Source organism: Millisia brevis NBRC 105863, assembly GCF_001552615.1.
In the GTDB taxonomy this organism is placed as follows: Bacteria; Actinomycetota; Actinomycetes; order Mycobacteriales; family Mycobacteriaceae; genus Millisia; species Millisia brevis.
In genome coordinates this window covers 1-18,911 of the sequence record NZ_BCRN01000023.1, presented here as the reverse complement: position 1 = coordinate 18,911, position 18,911 = coordinate 1, and the positions used below count along the sequence as shown (strand labels likewise).

The following is an 18,911-nucleotide window of genomic DNA, read 5'->3' as shown; positions in this document are numbered from 1 at the left end:
GGACCGCAGACAACTGCCGGAGGTACCCCATGAGAGGTCGCCCATCGGAGACCACTCCGGTTCGGCGACTGGTGATCGTCGATGGTGACGTGCGCTGGTGCGACGTGCCGTCCGTCGACGTGCCCACGAATCACGCCCTCGTCCGGATGCTGGGCGGCGTCACCACGGACGCCGAACCCCATCCGGTCGACTGGCCGTTGTCGGACGGTTCCCGGGTGCCGGTCGTGGTGACCGCACATCGTCTGGTCGGTTCCGGTGGCGACGCCGTGCTCTACGAGATCGACGCACCCTCCGACGATGGTGACGATCTCGATCAACATCAGCAGTGGCGGCTCTCCCGGCTCGAGGCCCTGACCAAGGTCGGCACCTGGACGTGGGACCTGTCCGACAACTCGGTCTCCTGGTCGGAGGCGCTGCTGCGCCTGTTCGGACTTCCCGAGGGCATCTCCCTGGACTATCCGACCTATCGGTCGATGCTGCATCCGGACGACGTGCCGACCATCGAGCAGACCCTCGACCGGGCGCTCGCCGAGGGCACCCCGTTCTCCTATACCCACCGCATGTTCCTGGCCGACCTGCGATCGGAGCGGGTCTTCGAGTGCTACGGCGAGGTGATCACCGACAACGGCCGACCGATCCGCGTGCTCGGCACCGCCCAGGACATCACCGAGCAGCATCGTGCCCGGGCGCAGCTGGCCTACCTGGCCGATCACGATCCGTTGACCGGGCTGTCGAACCGTCGTCGCATCACCGACCGGGTGGCCGATTGCGCGGCGCGCGACCATGGTGGGGCCCTGTTGTTGATCGACGTCGACCACTTCAAGGACATCAACGACCTGCGCGGGCACGCCGCCGGCGACCAGGTGATGCGCACCCTCGCCCAACGGCTGGCGGACGAGGTGGAACCGGACATGCTGCTCGGCCGTCTCGGCGGCGACGAATTCGCGGTGGTCCTTCCCGGTTGGTCGATCGAGGCGGCCGCCGGATTCGCCGACCGCCTCTGCCGGGTGATCTCGGGCCCCGCCGTGGTGATCGAGGATTCGACGCTACACATCACCGCGAGCATCGGCGTCGCGGATATCGCACCGGGCAGCGACTACGAGGTGACCGTCGCACGCGCCGATCTGGCGCTCTACAAGGCCAAGGACGCCGGCCGCAATCGGGCGCGGGTCTTCGCCTCGAACCACTACGACGAGGCGGCGCACCGCGTCTCGGTCCTGCAGCGGGTGGCGACCGCCCTCGATGAGGGAGCGATGCGGCTGCACGTCCAACCGATCCTCGCCCTGGACGGATGGGGTCCCGAGGGTCCGACGACGGTCGCGCACGAGGTGTTGATCCGGCTCGCGGACGACGTCGACCCGCCGATGGGCCCGGCCGATTTCCTGCCCGCCGCCGAGCGCACCGACCTGATCCTGCGCCTCGATCGGTGGGTGATCGAACAGGCCGTGGCCGCGCTCGCCACACCGCAGGCCCGGCGGCGCGCGCTGCGACTCGACGTCAACATCTCCGGCCGTTCGGTCGCCGACCCGGAGCTGGGCGATTGGATCCTGGGCGTGCTGGCCCGGTCCGGGGTCGAGCCCTATCGGCTGGGTGTCGAGATCACCGAGACCGCTGCGATCGCATCGGTCGACGCCGCCCGGAAGTTGGCGACGACGCTGGTCACAGCCGGATGCGGCTTCGCCCTGGACGACTTCGGAGCGGGCTTCGGTTCGTTCTCGCATCTGAAGCACCTGCCGTTCACGGCGGTTAAGATCGACGGCGAATTCATCGCGCATGTCGACACGGATCCCGTCGATCGGGCCCTTGTCGAGTCGGTGGTCATGGTGGCGCGGCGGTTGGGTATGCAGACCGTCGCCGAACGTGTCGACCGGGAGGCGCTGGTGACCACGCTGCGTGCCCTGGGGATCGACCAAGCGCAGGGCTTCCATCTCGGGCGCCCGGTTCCGCTCGCCGATCTGCTGCGGGTGCTCGAATCCGACGAGGAGAGTTCGTGACCGATCAGCCCGCCCCCGGTCTGCCGATAGCGGTGGCCCTGCGCACCGCGGATGTCGCCGTGATCGCGCCGTTCTACCGGGAGTTGTTCGGCTGGACCCTGCCGGGCAGTGGCGTGGGCGCCGCGGTCGACGGCGAGGGCACCGCGGTGGCGGGCATCGCGCCGGTCGGGGTGGCCGGCGCCGGGTGGTTCCCGGTGCTCGCGTCGCCCGGGGACGCCGCCGAGCGGATCGTCTCCGCCGGTGGCCGGGTCCTCGGTGACGATCCGGCCGGTCTCGCGCTGGCCGATCCGGTCGGCGCGCATCTGCTGGTCGGCGAGAGCACCGACGTGCCGCTGCCCCCGCCGGGGCCCGGTCGCGCGGTGTGGTTCGAGAACATGACCACCGATCCGGCCGCCGCGGACGCGTTCTACCCGACCGTCTTCGAGCTCGGCCTCGCCCCGACCGACACCCCGGAGTACGCCCTGCTGCTGGGTCCCGCCGGTCCGGTCGCCGGTCGGCTGGCCCTGCCGCCGGAGTTGGCCGGCTTCATCGGGGTGCGGTGGATGGTCTACCTGGCCCACTTCGACCTCGACGCCGCGATCGAGCAGGTCGCGACGCTCGGCGGAACGGTCCTGGTGCCGCCGCGGGAGACCCCGACCGGCCGGGTGACCGCGGTCGCCGACCCCGGCGGTGCGGTGCTGACCCTGCTGACCCCGGCGCCGCGGTAACCGCTCAGCCGAACGCCGCGCGCAGGCTCGCGGCGGCCTCCGACGCGATTTGATGGATCGTGTCGAGGTCGTCGAGCCGGCGCGTCGGCACGATCAACACCAGTCCCCCGAGCAACTCCCCGGTCGCCTCCCGCCGGATCGGCATGACGAAGGTGCCGAGCGGGCGATCCGCGGTGACCGCCCGCGGCAGCTTGCGGTTGTCGGCGAGCTCGCGCAGGCCGGTCCGGGCGATCTCGGTCATCGGAAAGTCGCCGTCGGTGCGCAGTACGTCGGCCCCGCCGTCGCGCCAGGCGATCAGATGCGCCCCACCGCGGGTGCTGCCGCGCACGTCGTCGAGGATCCGATCGATCCGGGCATCCGACAGCCGCTCCTCGGTCGGGCCGCGCAACATGTCGACCTTGTGGCCGAGGGCGAAGCCGCGCAGGTCGGGCAGCCGGACCAGATATTCGTGTTGAACCAGCAGGTTCAGCAGCCGATAGGTGGTGGCCTTCGGCAGCTTCAGATGCTCGGAGATGTCCTGCGCGGTCGCGCCGGGGCCGATCCGCGCCACCTCCTCGAGCAGAGCCAGCGCCTTGAGTACCGCGCTCGGCTGCCGACCGGAGAAGTCGCCGGTCACGATCCACCGAGCAGGTCCGCCGAGGTGGTCTCGTCGAAGCGGCCCATCGACTCGATCGCCGACCGCTTGGTCAGCCGCAGCCCGAGGTAGCCGACCGCGCCGAGGACGGCGACCACCGCGACCGCCCACAGCGCCCCGGTCTGGGTGCGGGCCAGGACGATCAGATAGGCGACCAGGATCACGGTCAGCACCGCCGTCATGACGATCGCGAGCGTGACCACCGGCCAGGTGACCTCGCCGAGCCGGCGCAGGAACGGCGTCACCGCCGCGCACAGCAGCAGGTACGACGCGATATAGCCGACCGCCGAGATCGAGATGAGGATCGACATCGCGTGCCAGGGTTCGATCCCGGCGACGACCATCGCCAACGGCACGATCACCGCCATCGGCACCACGACCGCCAGCGCGACGCGCGGGGTTCCCCGCAGCGGGTCGGCGGTCCCGAACGCACCGGGCAGCACCGCCTCGCGCCCCAGGCTGAACCACACCCGGCTCAGCGCCGTCGAGGACGCGATCGCGCAGGCGACAAACGACGTGATCAGTCCGATGTCGAGCAGCACCACCAGGCCCGGCGCGTCCGCTGCCCGGGCGAGCGCCCCGGCGACGTCGTCGTTGCCGGCGAGCGGCACCCCGAGGCTCGACGTCGCCACCTCCTGCACCCACACCGCGAGTAGGTAGACCGCCCCGACGACGATCACCGTCCATCGCAACGTCCGCGGGATCGTCAGGAACGGCCGGGTCGCCTCCCGCCCCAGCGAGGCGCCGCTCTCGAAACCGACGAAGCCGGTGATCGCGATGGTCGTGCCGGCGACCAGCGCCCCGAGCGCCGGGGCGGGTGCCCGCAGCGGCTCGATCAGCTCGGCGGGCGACGACCGCACCAGCACGACGACGATCAGCACCAGAATCAGTGCCAACGCGACGGATTCGATCACCAGGGTGATGCGCGCGGAGATGCGGATGCCGCGGCGCAGGACCAGCAGCACCACCGCCCCACCGAGGATGACCCCCGCCGCGGTGCTGCCGGTCACGCCGACGTCACCGCCCGCCCCGGCGATCAGGTTGCGCCCGACCACCGCCGCGCCGAGCAGTCCGAACATCGCGACAAAGGCGTAGCCGACCGTCTGGGCGACCGCGGTGATCAGCCCCGCCGACGGACCGAGGCCGCGGGTGACGAAGGTATACAACGAGCCCGGCGCGCGCAGCCGTTTGGTGAAGACGCTCAACGACACCCCGACCCCGGCGATCAGCACCCAGGCGGCCAGCAAACTCCACAGCACCGCCCGCGGCGCCTGCGCGGCCACCAACGCCGGCATCGTCGCCGCGACGGCGGCGGGCGCGACCGCGCCGACCGACTGGGCGAGCACGTCGACAAATCCGATCGACCGGCGTTCCAGCCCGGCCATCGGCGACTCGGACGTCACCCCCGAGACCCGGGGCGGGTCGGCGATCGCCCGCTGCAGTGCCCTCATCGGGCCGTCCCCACGTGTGCACCGGCGGCCTTCACCGTGACCCCTCTCGCCGTCGGACGTGTCATCATCGATTCTCCCGACCGCATCCGCCCGGACCGGGACGCTACGACAGTCCTGTTGCCGACCGGTTACCGATGTCGCGACCGGGCGTTCGGCGAATGAGACTCGGGCCGTCGCCGGTCTCGTTTACTCGTCACCGACTTGTTTCGCGCCGGGCACAGGTGCGGAACGCGATCGGCGCACGCTCATGGAACCACCTCGGCTCAGGAGGATCCGATGAGCGCAGATTCCGCCGCGCCGACGCCCACGGGCGCCGCCGCACCCTCGGGCACCGAGCCCGATTCGTCCCCCGACGTCACCGTTCGCCGGCTCACCGGCAACCTCGGTGTCGGCGCCATCGTCTTCATGGTGGTCGCGGCAGCGGCGCCGCTGACCGTCATCGGCGGTGGCTTCCCGCTGGCGGCGCTGCTCGGCAACGGCGCCGGCGCGCCGACGATGTTCGCCATCAGCGGCGCCATCCTGTTGTTGTTCGCCGTGGGGCTGTCGGCGATGAGCCGCTACGTCCCGCGTCCGGGCGCCTTCTTCACCTACGTCGGCTACGGCCTCGGCCGCCCGGCCGGTGTCGCCGCCGCGTGGCTGGCGATCCTGACCTACACGGCCGTGCAGGTGGCGGTCTACGGCTTCCTGGGCATGACGCTCGGCGACTGGGTCGCCCACGTCACCGGCCTGACGCTGCCCTGGTGGGCGTGGTCGCTGGCGCTGGTCGCGATCGTCGGCTTCCTCGGCTACCACCACGTCGACCTGTCCGCGAAGGTGCTCGGCGTGCTGCTGATCGCCGAGGTCGCGATCGTGGTCATCCTGGCCGTGGTCATCCTCGCGCAGGGCGGCAACGACGGCATCCGCTTCGATTCGTTCAGCCCCGACGTGGTGACCTCCGGCGCCCCGGCGCTGGCGCTGATGTTCTGCATGGCCGGTTTCATCGGTTTCGAGTCGACGGCGATCTTCCGCGACGAAGCCCGCGAACCCGAGCGCACGATCCCGCGGGCCACCTACGCCGCGGTGATCTCGATCGCGGTGTTCTACACCTTCTCGTCCTGGGCGCTGGTGCAGGGCTGGGGCAGCGAGTTCGACGCTCAGATCGCGAGCGACTACGAGGGCTTCATCGTCACCACCGCCCAGAACTACATGGGTGCGGTCGGCGCGGAGGTGGTCAACATCCTGCTGATCACCAGCCTCTTCGCCTGCGTGCTGTCCTTCCACAACGTGCTGACCCGCTACCAGCATTCGATGTCGAACGCGGGTCTGCTGCCCAAGGCGGTCGGCAAGGTGCACGACAAGCACCACTCGCCGCACCTGTCGTCGCTGATCCAGACCGCGACCGCGCTGGTGCTGGTCATCGGCTTCACCGTCGCCGGCCTCGACCCCTACCTGCAGGTGTTCACCTGGTTCAGCGGTGTGGCGACCTTCGCGATCGTCGTGCTGATGGCCCTGACCTGTCTGGCGGTCATCGTCTACTTCGCCCGCAACCGGGTGGCGGTGGGCGCGTGGCGCTCCTGGATCGCCCCCGGCATCGGGCTGCTCGGTCTGCTCGCGGTGACGGTGATCCTGTTCGACAACTTCCCGCTGCTGCTCGGTGACGTCGACGTCGACGGCAACCCGCAGTTCGGTGCGCTGACGATCGGCTTCCTGATCATGATCGCCGCGTTTCCGGTGGTCGGCGGGGCGCAGGCGCTGACGATGCGCAGCACCCGGCCGGAGCGCTACGCGAAGGTGATCGACACGATCTCCGGCTAGTCCGTTCGGACCTTCGACGGGGCATGCCTCGATCCTTGAGTTCAGAAAGTGAACTTACTAGGGTCGGGGCATGCCCCGTCGTTCGTTTGCCGACTTCGCGTGCTCGCTCGCGCGCACGCTCGACGTCATCGGGGACCCGTGGACGCCGCTGATCCTGCGGGATATCCACCTCGGCGTCGACACCTTCAACGAGATCGTGCGCGACCTCGGGATCTCCCGGGCGCTGCTGACCGCACGGCTCGACCTGCTCGTGCGCGAGCAGGTGGTGCGCGAGGTGCCCTATCGGGAGCATCCGCCGCGGGTGCGGTACGCGCTGACCGAGCGGGGCACGCAGCTCGTACCGATCCTGGTCGCGTTGACGCAATGGGGTGATCGGTGGACCGGCGACGGCGAGCCGCCGCTGCTGTTCACCCACGCCTGTGGAGCACCGCTGGAGACCGCGGTGACCTGCACGGCGTGCGGCGAGCCGGTCGGGGCGACCGGGATCGAGGCACGGCCGGGACCGGGCGGACGGCATGCGCCGGGCACGCTCGTGGTCGCGGAACGACTGATGGGAATGACGGACTGATGGGAACGGGGGCCCACCGATGACCGATGCTCAACCGACCGATAGCCGGCCGACCGATACGCCGCCGACCGACGCGCCGGCGGCCGAAGCGGGGCGCGATGCCCTGGAGGCGTGGATCGACGCGGGCGAGAAGGGCGACGCCGAAGCGGCGGGCGCGGCGCTCGCCGACAACATCGTGCTGATCTCGCCGATCACCGACCGTTTCACCTTCACCGGCCGCGACGAGGTGGTCGACCTGCTGCGCGACGTCTTCGACGTCATCAGCGGAATCCACTACGTGCGGGTCGACCGCACCCCGTCGAGCGCGGTCCTGTTCGTCGAGGCGCGGATCGGCGATCTGGCGATCAACGAGGCGCAGTTCGTCGACTTCGACCCCGAGGGCAACATCTCGACGCTGACCCTCTTCTTCCGACCGTTGACCGCGAGCACCCGCTTCCTGCGCGAGCTCGGACCGCGGGTCGCGCGTCGCCAGGGCAATGCCGGCACCGCCCGCACCCTGGCGGCCGCCGGCTTGTTCCTCGATTCCGTGGCAGCCTCCGGGGACCGCCGCTTCGTCCCGATGGCCGCGCCCGCGAGTTCGCGGGGCTGACGACCCAACAATGGCAGCTACATAAAACGCCCAAATCGGAGACTGAACAGTCTGTAGTCGGATATGGTTCGCCGCGTGAGACGATTCCTGACGCTGACGATCGCCCTTTCCGCCATTACCGCCGGTTTTGCGGTTGCACCGATGTCGACCGCGGGCGCGCAGCAGTGCGACCCGAACTACTCGGGCGCATGCGTCCCGATCGCGTCCGACGTTGACTGCGAAGGTGGTTCGGGCAATGGCCCGGCGTACGTGCGGGGTCCGGTCTACGTCATCGGCGACGATATCTACGATCTCGACCGCGACGGCGACGGAGTCGGCTGCGAACGGTCATAACCGCCATCACGACATCGACCGATAGGAATTAACGAACCCGCGGTTCGATATCGGCCGACAACCATTGTTCGATAGGCACCACGCGGGCCCGAGAAATGGGGTCCGCGTGGTGCTTCTAGGGGGATTCCCGTTTGCGCACCGCGCGCAGGGACCGCAATTCCCGCAGGTTCCCACGCGCTGTGGAGTACACGACGAAGACGCCGGGCAGCAGGATCGCCAACTGCCAGTGGGTGATCATCAGCAGGATCGCCGCGACGATCGCCATACCGATCGTGTAATTGAGCAGGAAGCGGATCCCGCGACCGCGCATCGCCGCGTCGATGCCGAGGAACCCGACGATCGTCAGCGCCATGAACACGAAGCGGTGCGGGACGTCCGACAGGCCGAGCACGATCACGGCGATCAGCAGCAGCCCACCGGATACCGCGGCCCACGTCTCCGCGACCCGCGGCAGATAGCTCGGCTCCGGCTGCGGTCGATGCTCGTGTTGGATATGTGCCCGCGGGTCGGTCGGCTCGCCCACCCGCAGCCGCCGTTGCAGGTCGTGTCCGGCGCGGATCGCCTCGTCCAGCTCCGCGCGCCGGGCGACCAGGCCGTGCAACCGCCGTTCCGCCTCGCGCTCGTGCTCGGCCATCGGAGCCGACGCGGCGCGCGACGCGGACGCCGCCTCGACGGCGAGCCGATCGAGTTCCTGGTCGCGCACCACCTGGCGGGCGTCCTCGATCGAGTCGTCGACCTCGGTGCGCTCCGCGGTGAGCCGCTCCAGGCGACCGGCCAGGGTATCGGCGAGTTCGGGGTCCGGGATGACCTTGTCCATCCCGGCGAAGCCGAGCACATCGCTCCAGGATCGCCGCACCCGTCCGTCGCGTTCGAACTTCGGTCCGGCCGGGGCCCGTTCGCCGCCGAGGGGGTCGCGGGTTTCCAGCCCCCACAGACCGCGATAGTCGGTCACCCAGCTCTCGGTGCCGTCGAGCGCTACCGGTGACCAGGTCAGCGTCTCCCCCGGTCCGATCCGCACCCCGTCGCCGCGGGCGTAGTCGACGAAGGGGATCGACCAGGGCAGGTGGTCGGACGCTTCCGACGGGTCGTACGACCCCTGGCCGAGCACATCGCGCCAGAGCCGGCGCGCGGTGGCCGCGGCGTCGCTGATCCGCATCAACGCCCGCGGCGATACCGCGAACAGGTACTCGCCGGGTTCGAAGTAGGCCGCGTGCGATCCGGCGCCCGCGTAGACCACCGGGTGGCGACCGTCGACCAATTCCAGTCCGGGATCGTCGGAGCGGCGGCGCAGATCGTCGCCGTGCAGGTCGTGCGCGGCGTAGGCCACCCACGCCGGCGGCGCCGTCGGCACCCCGTCGCCCGCTGCGTCGACCACCGCGCGCGGCAGGTAGACGATGATCTGCTCCCAGTCCCCCTCGTGATCGTTGACGCCGAAGAAGGTCGAGCGGAAGTCGTTCATCGCGTAGAAGAACCAGTACTGCAGGGCCACCCAACCGCCCTCGCGCACCACCCGGCCGTAGTAGGTCGGCGTCGGGATCTCCACGTCCGGTTCGAATTCGCGGTACTGCTCCTGGGCGACCGCGGTGGTGCCGCCGGGGACCACGCCGCGCAGGGTCAGCGCGATGTCGAAGCCGGCGTCGACGAGCCGGCTGAAGAGCCCCACGCGGGCCCAGCGACCGATCGCGGAGAACCGCGGCCGGTCCGGGCTGGTCCGCCAGGAGAGGTATTCGCGCCAGGCCATCGGTTCCTCGACGAACCGCAGATGGGTGGTGCCACCGGAGCCGACCGCCCCGCTGAGGGCGCCGATATTGTCGCGGGTGATCTCGCCGGGGTCGGCGAGTTTGCGGGTGGACCTTTCCCCGTCGGTGACCCACAGGGAACAGCGGGCGAGGTAGCCGTCGACCGCGGTGGGGTGGAACATCTCGCCCCGGGTGAAGGCGAGCACCGGCTCGTAGGCGCGCAGCAGGTCGAGGTCGCTCATTCGAGGTCACCCCGAATCACGGTTGCCGGTGGGCGTTCCGGATCCGGCGCGCGGAAGCGGCGTTGGACCGCGTTGAGGTTGAGGTAGAACACGACGCCGATCGTCAGCACCAACGAGGCGGCGCTCCACGTCCACCGGGCATCGAGGCCGCCGACCAGCCGGGCCAGCACGTGCGCGGTGATCGTGATCGACGCGGCGATCATCGTGCCCACCCACGCCCAGCGGCGCATCAACCAGAAGCCGACCGCCAGCGGCAGGAAGACCGCCGCCCCGCCCGCGCCGATGCCGACCTGCCACCACGGGCCCAGGGTGTCCAGCGACCGCAGCACCGTCGCCTCACCGAGCGCGGTCTGCGCGGTCCGCGGCATCGCGTAGTCGAGCAGGGTCAGCGCCACCAGGACGAGACCCTGGATACCGATCAGGCTCAACAGGATCGACACCAGAACCACCCCGCGGGTGCGGCGCGGTTCGGCGGCTTCCGTCGAATCGGACATCGTTCGAGCCTAGGGCATGTCCGACACCGCGACCGGCGGGTGCCGGATGGCCCGTCCGGACATGGTCAGGCCGCAGGAAAGTCCAATCCCAGGTCGAGCACCGTGACCGAATGGGTCAGGGCGCCGACCGCGAGGTAGTCGACTCCGGTGCCTGCGTAGTCGCCGGCGACCTCGAGGCGCAGACCGCCCGACGACTCCAGCTTGGTCGACGGGGACACCTTGTCGCGACGTTGGACGGCGGCCTGCGTCTGCCAGAGCGGGAAGTTGTCCAGCAGAATCAGTTCGGCACCCTCGGCCAGTACCGCGTCGAGTTGTTCGAGCGAATCGACCTCGACCTCGCAGGGTACGTTCGGCGCCGCGGCCCGCACGGCCCGCAGGGCGGCGACCACCGAGCCCGCGGCGGCGACGTGGTTGTCCTTGATCAACGCCGCGTCGCCCAGGCCCATCCGGTGGTTGACTCCCCCACCGACGCGCACCGCGTACTTCTGCAACTCCCGCAGCCCCGGCAGGGTCTTGCGCGTATCGCGGATGCGGCAGTTCGTGCCGGCCACGGCCGCAACCCATTCCGCGGTGGCGGTCGCGATGCCGGACAGGTGACACATCAGATTCAGCGCGGTGCGCTCCGCGGTCAGCAGGTCGCGGGTCGGCGCCTCGACGGTCAGCACCACCGAGCCGGGTTCGAGGACGGTGCCGTCGGCGAGGGCCTCGCGCACCTCGAAGCGGTCGCGGCCGATGACGGTGGCCAGCACCTCGATCGCGATGTCGACCCCGGCGACCACCCCGTCCTGGCGGGAGACGACCGACGCGATGCACCGTTGGTCGGCGCCGATCACGGCGGCGCTGGTGACGTCGGGGCCGTAGCGCAGGTCCTCGTCCAGGGCCTGATCGATGACGCGGCGGACCGCCTCGGGGTCGGGCGGCAGCAGTTCGGTCACGGTGCGGGTCACCGGGTCACCTCCGCGGTTGCGGCCGGATGCGGGAGCACCGGGCCGAGGTCGATCGGCTCACCGTCGGGGTCAATTCCGTAGGCCAGCGAATGGCCGAGGGCGGGATCGGTGTCCGGGTGGTCGAGGCGGGTATGGCAGCCGCGGGTTTCGGTGCGCCGCTGCGCGGCCCGGATCACCAGCTGCGCCACCAGGGCGCGGTCCCCGGCCCGGCCGTGCAAGCGGCGGTCGGCGTCGTCGAGTCCGTCACCGGTGCGGACGACTCCGGCGGTGTCGGAGAGGATCTGCGGGACACCGTCGTTCGTATCGTCGGCGACCGTGCGGGCGAGATCCCGCGGCTCCCAGCGGTCGAGGTCCCAGCGGCCCAGGCGTTCCCGGATCGCGTCGGCGGAGCGCCGGGCGACGACCATCCCCTCGAGCAGGCTGTTGGAGGCGAGCCGGTTGGCGCCGTGCAGGCCGGTGCGGGCGACCTCCCCCGCGGCGAAGAGGCCGGGCACGTCGGTGCGCCCGGCGGTATCGGTGATCACCCCACCGCAGAGGTAGTGCGCGGCCGGGGCCACGGGGATCAGGTCGTGCGCCGGGTCGATGCCGGCGGCGCGGCAGGAGGCGGTGACCGTCGGGAAGCGGTCGGGGAAGTTGTCGATCGCGCGGGCGTCGAGCCAGACGTGCGATTCGCCGGTCTGCCGGAGCCGTTCGGCGATCGCGCGGGCGACGATGTCGCGGGGGGCGAGGTCGCCGAGCGGATGCACGCCGGCGGTGATGCTGTGCCCGGCACGGTCGAGCAGCACCGCGCCCTCACCGCGGACCGCCTCGCTGACCAGCGGTATCCGCCCGGTCGCCCCCTCGATCCACAGGGCGGTCGGGTGGAACTGGACGAACTCGAGGTCGGCAACCCGCGCTCCGACGCGCACCGCGAGCGCGATGCCGTCACCGGTGGACCCGGGCGGATTGGTGCCGGCGGCATAGAGCCCCGCGATCCCGCCGGTGGCGATCAGCACCGCCGGCGTGTCGATCGTGGTGATGCCGTCGGGCCCGGCGACCACCACACCGGCGACCCCGTGTGCGTCGGTGCGGATGTCGATAACGGTGCAGTGGTGGCGCACGGTCGGACCGGCCGCGGACAGCACCTCCTGGACCACCGCCCCGGTCGCATCGCCACCGGCGTGCACGATCCGGTTGATGCTGTGCCCACCCTCGCGGGTCATGGACAGCGAGCCGTCCGAGCCGCGGTCGAAAGCGGTACCGAGCGCGGCCAATTCGTCGACCGCCTCGGCGGCCCCGGCCAGGATGCTGCGCACCGCGTCGACATCGCAGAGCCCGTCGCCGGCGGCGAGGGTGTCCGCCAGGTGGACCTCGACATCGGCGCCGCGGCTCACGGCGATGCCGCCCTGCGCGTAGGACGTCCCGGTGGGACCGTCCTTGGCGATCACCACCACCCGGATTCCGGCTGCCGCGGCCACCCGCGCCGCGGTCAACCCGGCGATTCCCGCCCCGACGACCACCAGGTCGGCGGAGGCGGTCATTCACCACCCCCGGGCGTGCCGATCTCGATCATGCGCTGCACCGAGCTGCGGGCGCGCTCGGCGACCTTCTCGTCGACGTGGACCTCGTCCTTGCCCTCGCGCAGGCAGCGCAGCAGGGCGGCCGGGGTGATCATCTTCATGTAGCGGCAGGACGCGCGGTCGTTGACCGCCTGGAAGTCGACCTCCGGCGCCGCGCGGCGCAACTGGTGGAGCATGCCGATCTCGGTGGCGACCAGGACCTGGCGCGAGGAGGTGACGCGGGCGGCGTCGAGCATGCCTCCGGTCGACAGGATCTTGACCCGCTCGTCCGGGACGATGCCCTCGCCCGCCAGGTACAGCGCCGATGTGGCGCACCCGCATTCGGGGTGGACGAACAGTTCCGCGTCCGGGTGGGTGCGCACCTTGTCGGCGAGTTCGTCGCCGTTGATGCCGGCGTGCACATGGCATTCGCCCGCCCAGATGTGCATATTGGTCCGGCCGGTGACCCGCTTGACGTGGGCACCGAGGAACTGGTCCGGCAGGAAGAGCACCTCGCGGTCGGGGTCGATCGACTGCACGACCTCGACGGCGTTGGACGAGGTGCAGCAGATGTCGGTCAGACCCTTCACCTCGGCGGTGGTGTTGACGTAGGACACCACCACCGCGTCCGGGAACTCGTCCTTCCACGCGCGCAGCTCGGCGGCGGTGATCGAGTCGGCCAGCGAGCAGCCGGCCCGCTCGTCCGGGATCAGCACCCGCTTGTCGTAGGACAGGATCTTGGCGGTCTCGGCCATGAAGTGGACACCGCAGAAGATGATCTCCTCGGTGTCCGCCTCCGCGGCGATCCGCGAGAGAGCCAGCGAGTCGCCGACGTGGTGGGCGACGTCCTGAATCTCGGGAAGCTGGTAGTTGTGCGCGAGCAGCGTCGCATTGCGCTGCCGAGCCAGGTCGGCGACCTCTTCGGCCCAGGCCCGATCGGCCTCGATGCCGGTATATCCCCCGGGTCCATCGATGATGCGGGCCCGTGTGTCGGATGCCGTGACGTCCGCGAGATGCGAGAAAGTCGTCATGGTCCGCTCCTGTCTGTCCGGAGATCGTGACCGAGGATGCCCGGCCGCGAGGTTTTCGACTTATAATCGAAAACGTGACACATGGTAGCACCCGACACGAGGTCCTCGCCGTCATCTTCCAGATTCGGGAGGTAGCCGACCGACCGCAATTGTGCGTTCTGCTGTGGAAACGTGCGATGGAACCGCAGGTGAACGCCTGGTCCCTGCCGGGCGGAATCCTCGGCGCCCGCGAAAATCTCAACGAGTCCGTGTTGCGGCAATTGGCCGAGAAGGTCGATGTCCGCGAGGTCGCTCACCTCGAGCAGCTATCGATCTTCTCCGAACCGGACCGGATGCCGGGGCCGCGAACCGTCGCGAGCACCTTCCTCGGACTGATCCCCCGGACCGCCGATCCGCACCTGCCCGACGACACCTCCTGGCACCCGGTGGCCGCACTGCCGGAGATGGCCTTCGATCACCGGACGATGGTGCTGCACGCGCAGTCCCGGCTCGCCGCGAAGCTGTCGTATACCAACATCGCCTTCGCCCTGGCACCGGCGGAGTTCACCATGTCGGGGTTGCGCGAGATCTACTGTGCGGCGCTCGGCTATCCGGTCGACGCGACCAACCTGCAGCGCGTGCTGACCCGACGGGCGGTGCTGACGCCGACCGGCGAGACGGCCCGCGTCGGCCGGTCCGGCGGTCGACCCGCCGCGCTGTACCGGTTCAGCGACCGGACGCTGCGGGTGACCGACGAGTTCGCGGCTCTACGGCCGCCCGGATGACCGTCGCAGCCGGTCCGGTCACCACAAGGCGGGTCATCTCCGGCCGGGCTCGACTGCGCCCGGCCGGAGTGGGGCGTCGCTCAGCGCGGCAGCGGGCTGTAGAAGACCAGCCCATTGCCCTTGCTGTCGTAGGCGACGGCGCGCCGCTCGTGCGCGTCGTCGTGCGGCGCCGCGACGATCGCGCCGCCACCGGCTTCGACCGCGGCGGCATCGGCGTCGACGTCATCGGTCTTGATCCCGACGACCACCTGTCCCGGGATCGGATGATCGATCGACGTGGCGAGGGCGATCGTCACCGAACCGCCATCGATCGCCGCGAAATGTGTTCCGTCCCGGAACTTCAGGGGCAAACCGAGAGTCTCGGTGTAGAAGGCGATCGACTCGTCGAGATCGTCGGTCGACAGAACGATCATCTTCACTTCGTGCTTGCTCATCCGTATACCTCCATCGGCGCACCCTGCTGCCACCAGCAGGCTATCCCCACCGCGATGGCCACACCCGCGCAGACCGGAAGGCACCTGCCGATCGGTTCGCCGGCGCCGAGGCGCACCCTGGCATGACCCCACAACCGGAAGGAGCGGCATGACCGCCACACCCGATGCCCCGAACGGATCGACGATCACGATCGCGGTGGACATCCAGAACGACTTCTGTCCCGGTGGCTCGCTGGCCGTCGCCGCCGGCGACGAGGTGATCGCGCCGATGAACGCGGTCCTGGCCGCGACCCGGGCGATCGGCGGAACCGTTGTCGCCACCCGGGATTGGCATCCCGAGGTCACCCCGCACTTCGACATCTGGCCGGTGCACTGCGTCGCCGGGACCGAGGGGGCGCAGTTCCGCGCCGGTCTCGAACTGGCCGACACCGACATCGTCATCGACAAGGGCACCGGTACCGAGGACGGCTACTCCGGGTTCGAGGGAGCCGCCCACGACGGCTCAGCCACGCTGGAGTCGTTGATCTCCGCGGCCGCCGACCCGGTGACCGTGATCGTCGGAGGTCTGGCCACCGACTACTGCGTGCTCAATACGGTGCTCGACGCCTGCACTCTCGCGGAAAAGCTCGGCGCGCAGGGCCGGGATGTCCGGGTCGAGGTGCTCGCCGATGCGATCGCGGCCGTCGACATGAATCCCGGAGACGGCAGCGCCGCGATCGATCGTATGCGGGACAAGGGCGCCCGGTTCGTGGCCTCCGAAACGGCGGTCGAGCACCTCTCGACTCCGAACTGACCGAACGGATTCCGACCGCACGGGTGCGGGCGCGCGGGATGTGCGCCCGCACCCATCTCCACGCCGAGTCCCGGGGCCGATGACACAAGACGCTCGGCACGGCGAGGTCGAGGACAATAGGTCCTCGCCCTCGCTCTGTCGCACCTGTTGTGTACTGCTCGCGAGGAGCCGGTCCAACCGGAACGTACGATCGCGACATGCCGGACGGACCGGAACGACTGCGTGACGCATCCTTCCGCACGGTGGCCGCCGGAGTGATCTCCGTGCTGCTGCTCAGCGCCTGCGGCTCGTCCGCGAGCGGACATCCGATCGCCGCCGACGATGTCGCGACGACCGACATTTCGGCGACCGACCCCGCGACGACCACGCCGACCGACACGAGGCCGACCGCCGACACGCGCGACTCGGGCGTCGATCCGACCCTTCTCGATACCGGGGACTACCCCACCACCGCGCGACCCGACTTCGGCATGGTCCGCGATATCACCGAGGGTCGCGAGGTCGCAGGGTGGCGACTCGCCGAAGCGCTGGTCTTTCCGCACCAGGTGGACAACAAACTTCGGGCGCTGGTGATCGGCACCGGGATGATGTACACCGACGGTGGGCTGTCCCTCACGGCGGCGATGGATGGCCCAGCCGCGTCGGCGGCGAAGGTCGACCTGGTCGCAGCCGCCACGACGACGCGCGTTGTATCCAACGCGGACGGGAATCCGCAGGTCGGTGTGCGTGACCTCGCCATCACGCTGCTGCAGTATCCCGATGCGGCGACGGCGGAACGCGCCGCGCAGGAGATTCACGCCGCCGGGCGCACGACCATCGGCTCGTCCGAGCAGAGCATCGGCGGCCTCCCCGACACGCTGGTGCATTCCGCCGTCACCACGGACGGCAGCCTGACGTCCGCCGCCGCGGTCACCCCGCACGGACGCTTCGTCCTGCACGCCCGGGCGAGCACCACACCCGACCGGCAATCGGCTATCGCCCCGGCGATCACCCGCCTGGTCGATCTGCAGCTGCCGCTCCTCGATCGCTTCGAGCCGATCGAGAAGGCCGACCTCGCCCGGCTGCCCATCGACGAGGATCAGCTCCTGACCCTGACGCTCCCCGGCGCCGAGACGGGCGCGCGGGGCACCCGAACCGTCCACGGTCCGCGCGGCTACCTCCACGAGCAGGACGACGTCGACACCCTCGACCTTCTCGAACGCACCGGCACCGACCGGGTGGCGACCGATGCCTCGACGGTCTTCCGCGCCGAGGATGCCGAGGCGGCAGCGGAGTTGGCAACTCTGCTGCGCGAACACGCGCTCGACGCGGGCGCCGCGGACATACCGTCGCCTCCGAATCTCCCCGACACCTTCTGCTTCGCCCTGCCGGGACCGGCAATGCCGTACTACACGTGCCTGGTTCAGCGCGGGCGGTTTGTCGGCGAGGTCAATCGCTTCGAGGGCCTCGCCGACGTCCACCGGGCGATCTCCGCCCAGTACCTGATTCTCGGGTCCGCGCAGTAGCCCGGCTACGGGCCGGCGGCCGATTCCAGCTGCCCGTGCCGCGAGCATCGTGCGGTCCACCCGTCCGGGACCACCTGCACGACCATCCGCCGCCCGCACTCCGCGCAATAGCGCGGCGGTTCGAGTCCCAGCACCGCGGCGCGGGGCCGGTCGGCCGGCGAACCCGCCGCCACCTCGACGCCGGTGAACGGGTCGAACGCCACTAGACGACCGTGCCGAAGGTCTTGATCGGCATACCGAGGTCGACGAGCAGATCGATATCCGATTCCGCGGGGCGGCCCAGGGTCGTGAGGTAGTTGCCGACGATCACGGCGTTGATGCCGCCCAGGATGCCCTGGCGCGCACCGAGATCGCCGAGGGTGATCTCCCGGCCGCCGGCGAAGCGCAGAATCGTCTTCGGCAGCGCCAGCCGGAACGCACCGATCGCACGCAGGGCGTCCGCGGCGGGCATCGTGTCCAGGTCGCCGAAGGGGGTGCCGGGGCGCGGGTTGAGGAAGTTCAGCGGGACTTCGTCGGGCGCGAGTTCCGCCAACTGCTCGGCGAATTCGGCGCGCTGCTCGAGGCTCTCCCCCATGCCGAGGATGCCGCCGCAGCAGACCTCCATCCCCGCCTCGGAGACCAGCCGCAGGGTCTCCCACCGCTCCTCCCAGGTGTGGGTGGTGACCACGTTCGGGAAGTGCGAGCGGGCGGTTTCGAGGTTGTGGTTGTAGCGGTGCACGCCCATGCCGGCCAATTCGTCGACCTGGCTCGGGGTCAGCATGCCGAGCGAGCAGGCGATGTTGATCTCGACCTCGTTGCGGATCGCCTCGATTCCGGCGGCGACCTGGGACATCAGCATGCGGTCGGGTCCGCGGACCGCCGCGACGATGCAGAACTCGGTCGCACCCGTCTTGGCGGTCTGCTTGGCCGCCTCGACCAGCGACGGGATGTCGAGGCGGGCGACGCGCACCGGGGATTCGAACTTGCCGGACTGCGAACAGAAGTGGCAGTCCTCCGGGCAGCCGCCGGTCTTGAGGCTGATGATGCCCTCGACCTCGACTTCGGGGCCGCACCAGCGCATCCGCACCTCGTGGGCCAGGGCGAGCAGCTCCTCGATGCGCTCGTCGGGCAACGTCAACACCTCGAGCAGGCCGGCGCGGTCGAGCGGTTCGCCGGTCTCGAGGACCAGCGCGCGGGCGCGGGCGAGGATGTCGGACGGATCGCCCGCCGGAGCGGGGGTACCACCCGGCAGGTCGACGGCCGAGGGTGCGGATACGACTTCGGTCACTGGCTTCTCCCGGGTGCGGACGACACGATCTGCTCTACACGACGTACTTGAACAGCGTTCACTTGAACGGCGTTCACGTCAAGTTGG

19 protein-coding genes are annotated in these 18,911 nt (G+C 70.2%); 9 read left to right on the top strand and 10 right to left on the bottom strand.

The features are described from left to right. Positions 1-29: 29 nt before the first annotated feature. Complete coding sequence (locus MB1_RS22670) at positions 30-1,994, top strand: putative bifunctional diguanylate cyclase/phosphodiesterase (RefSeq protein ID WP_084352483.1); 1,965 nt, start codon at positions 30-32, stop codon at positions 1,992-1,994. Continuing rightward, entirely contained in the window at positions 1,991-2,701 is a 711-nt protein-coding gene (locus MB1_RS22665; protein WP_066912999.1) for a VOC family protein, read from the top strand. Before MB1_RS22670 ends, MB1_RS22665 begins: the two co-directional genes overlap by 4 nt. Before the next feature lie 4 nt (positions 2,702-2,705). On the opposite strand, the gene MB1_RS22660 is transcribed toward MB1_RS22665, so the two are convergent. Beyond that, positions 2,706-3,317, bottom strand: coding sequence for a helix-turn-helix domain-containing protein (locus tag MB1_RS22660; RefSeq protein WP_066912997.1), 612 nt, complete (start codon positions 3,315-3,317; stop codon positions 2,706-2,708). Beyond that, on the bottom strand, positions 3,314-4,786 hold the full coding sequence (locus MB1_RS22655; RefSeq protein ID WP_066912995.1) for an APC family permease: 1,473 nt from the start codon (positions 4,784-4,786) through the stop codon (positions 3,314-3,316). Before MB1_RS22655 ends, MB1_RS22660 begins: the two co-directional genes overlap by 4 nt. A 276-nt stretch (positions 4,787-5,062) precedes the next feature. Here MB1_RS22655 and MB1_RS22650 point away from each other — a divergent pair, with 276 nt between their 5' ends. From MB1_RS22650 to MB1_RS22635, 4 genes are all read left to right on the top strand, one after another. Further along, positions 5,063-6,580, top strand: a complete 1,518-nt coding sequence (locus MB1_RS22650) for an APC family permease (RefSeq protein WP_066912993.1) — start codon at positions 5,063-5,065, stop codon at positions 6,578-6,580. A gap of 70 nt (positions 6,581-6,650) precedes the next feature. After that, entirely contained in the window at positions 6,651-7,148 is a 498-nt protein-coding gene (locus MB1_RS22645) for a winged helix-turn-helix transcriptional regulator (protein ID WP_066912991.1), read from the top strand. 19 nt (positions 7,149-7,167) lie between these two features. Continuing rightward, entirely contained in the window at positions 7,168-7,737 is a 570-nt protein-coding gene (locus MB1_RS22640) for a nuclear transport factor 2 family protein (RefSeq protein WP_066912989.1), read from the top strand. A 141-nt stretch (positions 7,738-7,878) separates the two neighbouring features. Beyond that, on the top strand, positions 7,879-8,070 hold the full coding sequence (locus MB1_RS22635) for a hypothetical protein (RefSeq protein ID WP_084352500.1): 192 nt from the start codon (positions 7,879-7,881) through the stop codon (positions 8,068-8,070). Between the two features lie 115 nt (positions 8,071-8,185). On the opposite strand, the gene MB1_RS22630 is transcribed toward MB1_RS22635, so the two are convergent. The 5 genes from MB1_RS22630 to nadA form a co-directional block, all read right to left on the bottom strand. Then, on the bottom strand, positions 8,186-10,051 hold the full coding sequence (locus MB1_RS22630; RefSeq protein WP_066912985.1) for a hypothetical protein: 1,866 nt from the start codon (positions 10,049-10,051) through the stop codon (positions 8,186-8,188). After that, a complete protein-coding gene (locus MB1_RS22625; protein WP_066912983.1) occupies positions 10,048-10,545 on the bottom strand; it encodes a hypothetical protein in 498 nt (165 codons plus the stop codon). The genes MB1_RS22630 and MB1_RS22625 overlap by 4 nt, the downstream gene beginning before the upstream one ends. A gap of 65 nt (positions 10,546-10,610) precedes the next feature. Beyond that, positions 10,611-11,480, bottom strand: coding sequence for a carboxylating nicotinate-nucleotide diphosphorylase (nadC, locus tag MB1_RS22620; protein ID WP_066913060.1), 870 nt, complete (start codon positions 11,478-11,480; stop codon positions 10,611-10,613). Positions 11,481-11,488: 8 nt separating this feature from the next. Continuing rightward, a complete protein-coding gene (gene nadB, locus MB1_RS22615) occupies positions 11,489-13,012 on the bottom strand; it encodes an L-aspartate oxidase (protein WP_066912981.1) in 1,524 nt (507 codons plus the stop codon). Then, a complete protein-coding gene (gene nadA, locus MB1_RS22610; RefSeq protein WP_066912979.1) occupies positions 13,009-14,061 on the bottom strand; it encodes a quinolinate synthase NadA in 1,053 nt (350 codons plus the stop codon). Before nadA ends, nadB begins: the two co-directional genes overlap by 4 nt. Before the next feature lie 74 nt (positions 14,062-14,135). Between nadA and MB1_RS22605 the strand changes: the two genes are divergently transcribed. Continuing rightward, complete coding sequence (locus MB1_RS22605; protein ID WP_066912978.1) at positions 14,136-14,825, top strand: NUDIX hydrolase; 690 nt, start codon at positions 14,136-14,138, stop codon at positions 14,823-14,825. An 80-nt stretch (positions 14,826-14,905) separates the two neighbouring features. On the opposite strand, the gene MB1_RS22600 is transcribed toward MB1_RS22605, so the two are convergent. Further along, complete coding sequence (locus MB1_RS22600; RefSeq protein ID WP_066912976.1) at positions 14,906-15,259, bottom strand: VOC family protein; 354 nt, start codon at positions 15,257-15,259, stop codon at positions 14,906-14,908. Between the two features lie 148 nt (positions 15,260-15,407). Between MB1_RS22600 and MB1_RS22595 the strand changes: the two genes are divergently transcribed. Both MB1_RS22595 and MB1_RS22590 read left to right on the top strand, forming a co-directional pair. Continuing rightward, complete coding sequence (locus tag MB1_RS22595) at positions 15,408-16,052, top strand: isochorismatase family protein (protein WP_066912974.1); 645 nt, start codon at positions 15,408-15,410, stop codon at positions 16,050-16,052. Positions 16,053-16,249: 197 nt separating this feature from the next. Then, positions 16,250-17,557: a DUF7373 family lipoprotein gene (locus MB1_RS22590; protein WP_066912972.1), complete on the top strand. Its 1,308-nt coding sequence runs from the start codon at positions 16,250-16,252 to the stop codon at positions 17,555-17,557. A gap of 5 nt (positions 17,558-17,562) precedes the next feature. On the opposite strand, the gene bsaP is transcribed toward MB1_RS22590, so the two are convergent. Next, entirely contained in the window at positions 17,563-17,760 is a 198-nt protein-coding gene (gene bsaP, locus MB1_RS22585; RefSeq protein ID WP_066912969.1) for a biotin synthase auxiliary protein BsaP, read from the bottom strand. Continuing rightward, complete coding sequence (gene bioB / locus MB1_RS22580; protein ID WP_066913058.1) at positions 17,760-18,788, bottom strand: biotin synthase BioB; 1,029 nt, start codon at positions 18,786-18,788, stop codon at positions 17,760-17,762. The genes bsaP and bioB overlap by 1 nt, the downstream gene beginning before the upstream one ends. Positions 18,789-18,911 lie beyond the last annotated feature (123 nt).

Excerpts from the sequence above, each read along its gene's own strand:
- MB1_RS22645 (WP_066912991.1), top strand. The coding sequence starts at position 6,651 with ATGCCCCGTCGTTCGTTTGCCGACTTCGCGTGCTCGCTCGCGCGCACG.
- MB1_RS22590 (WP_066912972.1), top strand. The coding sequence starts at position 16,250 with ATGCCGGACGGACCGGAACGACTGCGTGACGCATCCTTCCGCACGGTG.
- MB1_RS22600 (WP_066912976.1), bottom strand. The coding sequence starts at position 15,259 with ATGAGCAAGCACGAAGTGAAGATGATCGTTCTGTCGACCGACGATCTC.
- nadA (WP_066912979.1), bottom strand. The coding sequence starts at position 14,061 with ATGACGACTTTCTCGCATCTCGCGGACGTCACGGCATCCGACACACGG.
- MB1_RS22650 (WP_066912993.1), top strand. The coding sequence starts at position 5,063 with ATGAGCGCAGATTCCGCCGCGCCGACGCCCACGGGCGCCGCCGCACCC.
- MB1_RS22640 (WP_066912989.1), top strand. The coding sequence starts at position 7,168 with ATGACCGATGCTCAACCGACCGATAGCCGGCCGACCGATACGCCGCCG.
- MB1_RS22595 (WP_066912974.1), top strand. The coding sequence starts at position 15,408 with ATGACCGCCACACCCGATGCCCCGAACGGATCGACGATCACGATCGCG.
- nadB (WP_066912981.1), bottom strand. The coding sequence starts at position 13,012 with ATGACCGCCTCCGCCGACCTGGTGGTCGTCGGGGCGGGAATCGCCGGG.
- MB1_RS22635 (WP_084352500.1), top strand. The coding sequence starts at position 7,879 with ATGTCGACCGCGGGCGCGCAGCAGTGCGACCCGAACTACTCGGGCGCA.
- MB1_RS22625 (WP_066912983.1), bottom strand. The coding sequence starts at position 10,545 with ATGTCCGATTCGACGGAAGCCGCCGAACCGCGCCGCACCCGCGGGGTG.
- MB1_RS22655 (WP_066912995.1), bottom strand. The coding sequence starts at position 4,786 with ATGAGGGCACTGCAGCGGGCGATCGCCGACCCGCCCCGGGTCTCGGGG.
- MB1_RS22630 (WP_066912985.1), bottom strand. The coding sequence starts at position 10,051 with ATGAGCGACCTCGACCTGCTGCGCGCCTACGAGCCGGTGCTCGCCTTC.
- MB1_RS22670 (WP_084352483.1), top strand. The coding sequence starts at position 30 with ATGAGAGGTCGCCCATCGGAGACCACTCCGGTTCGGCGACTGGTGATC.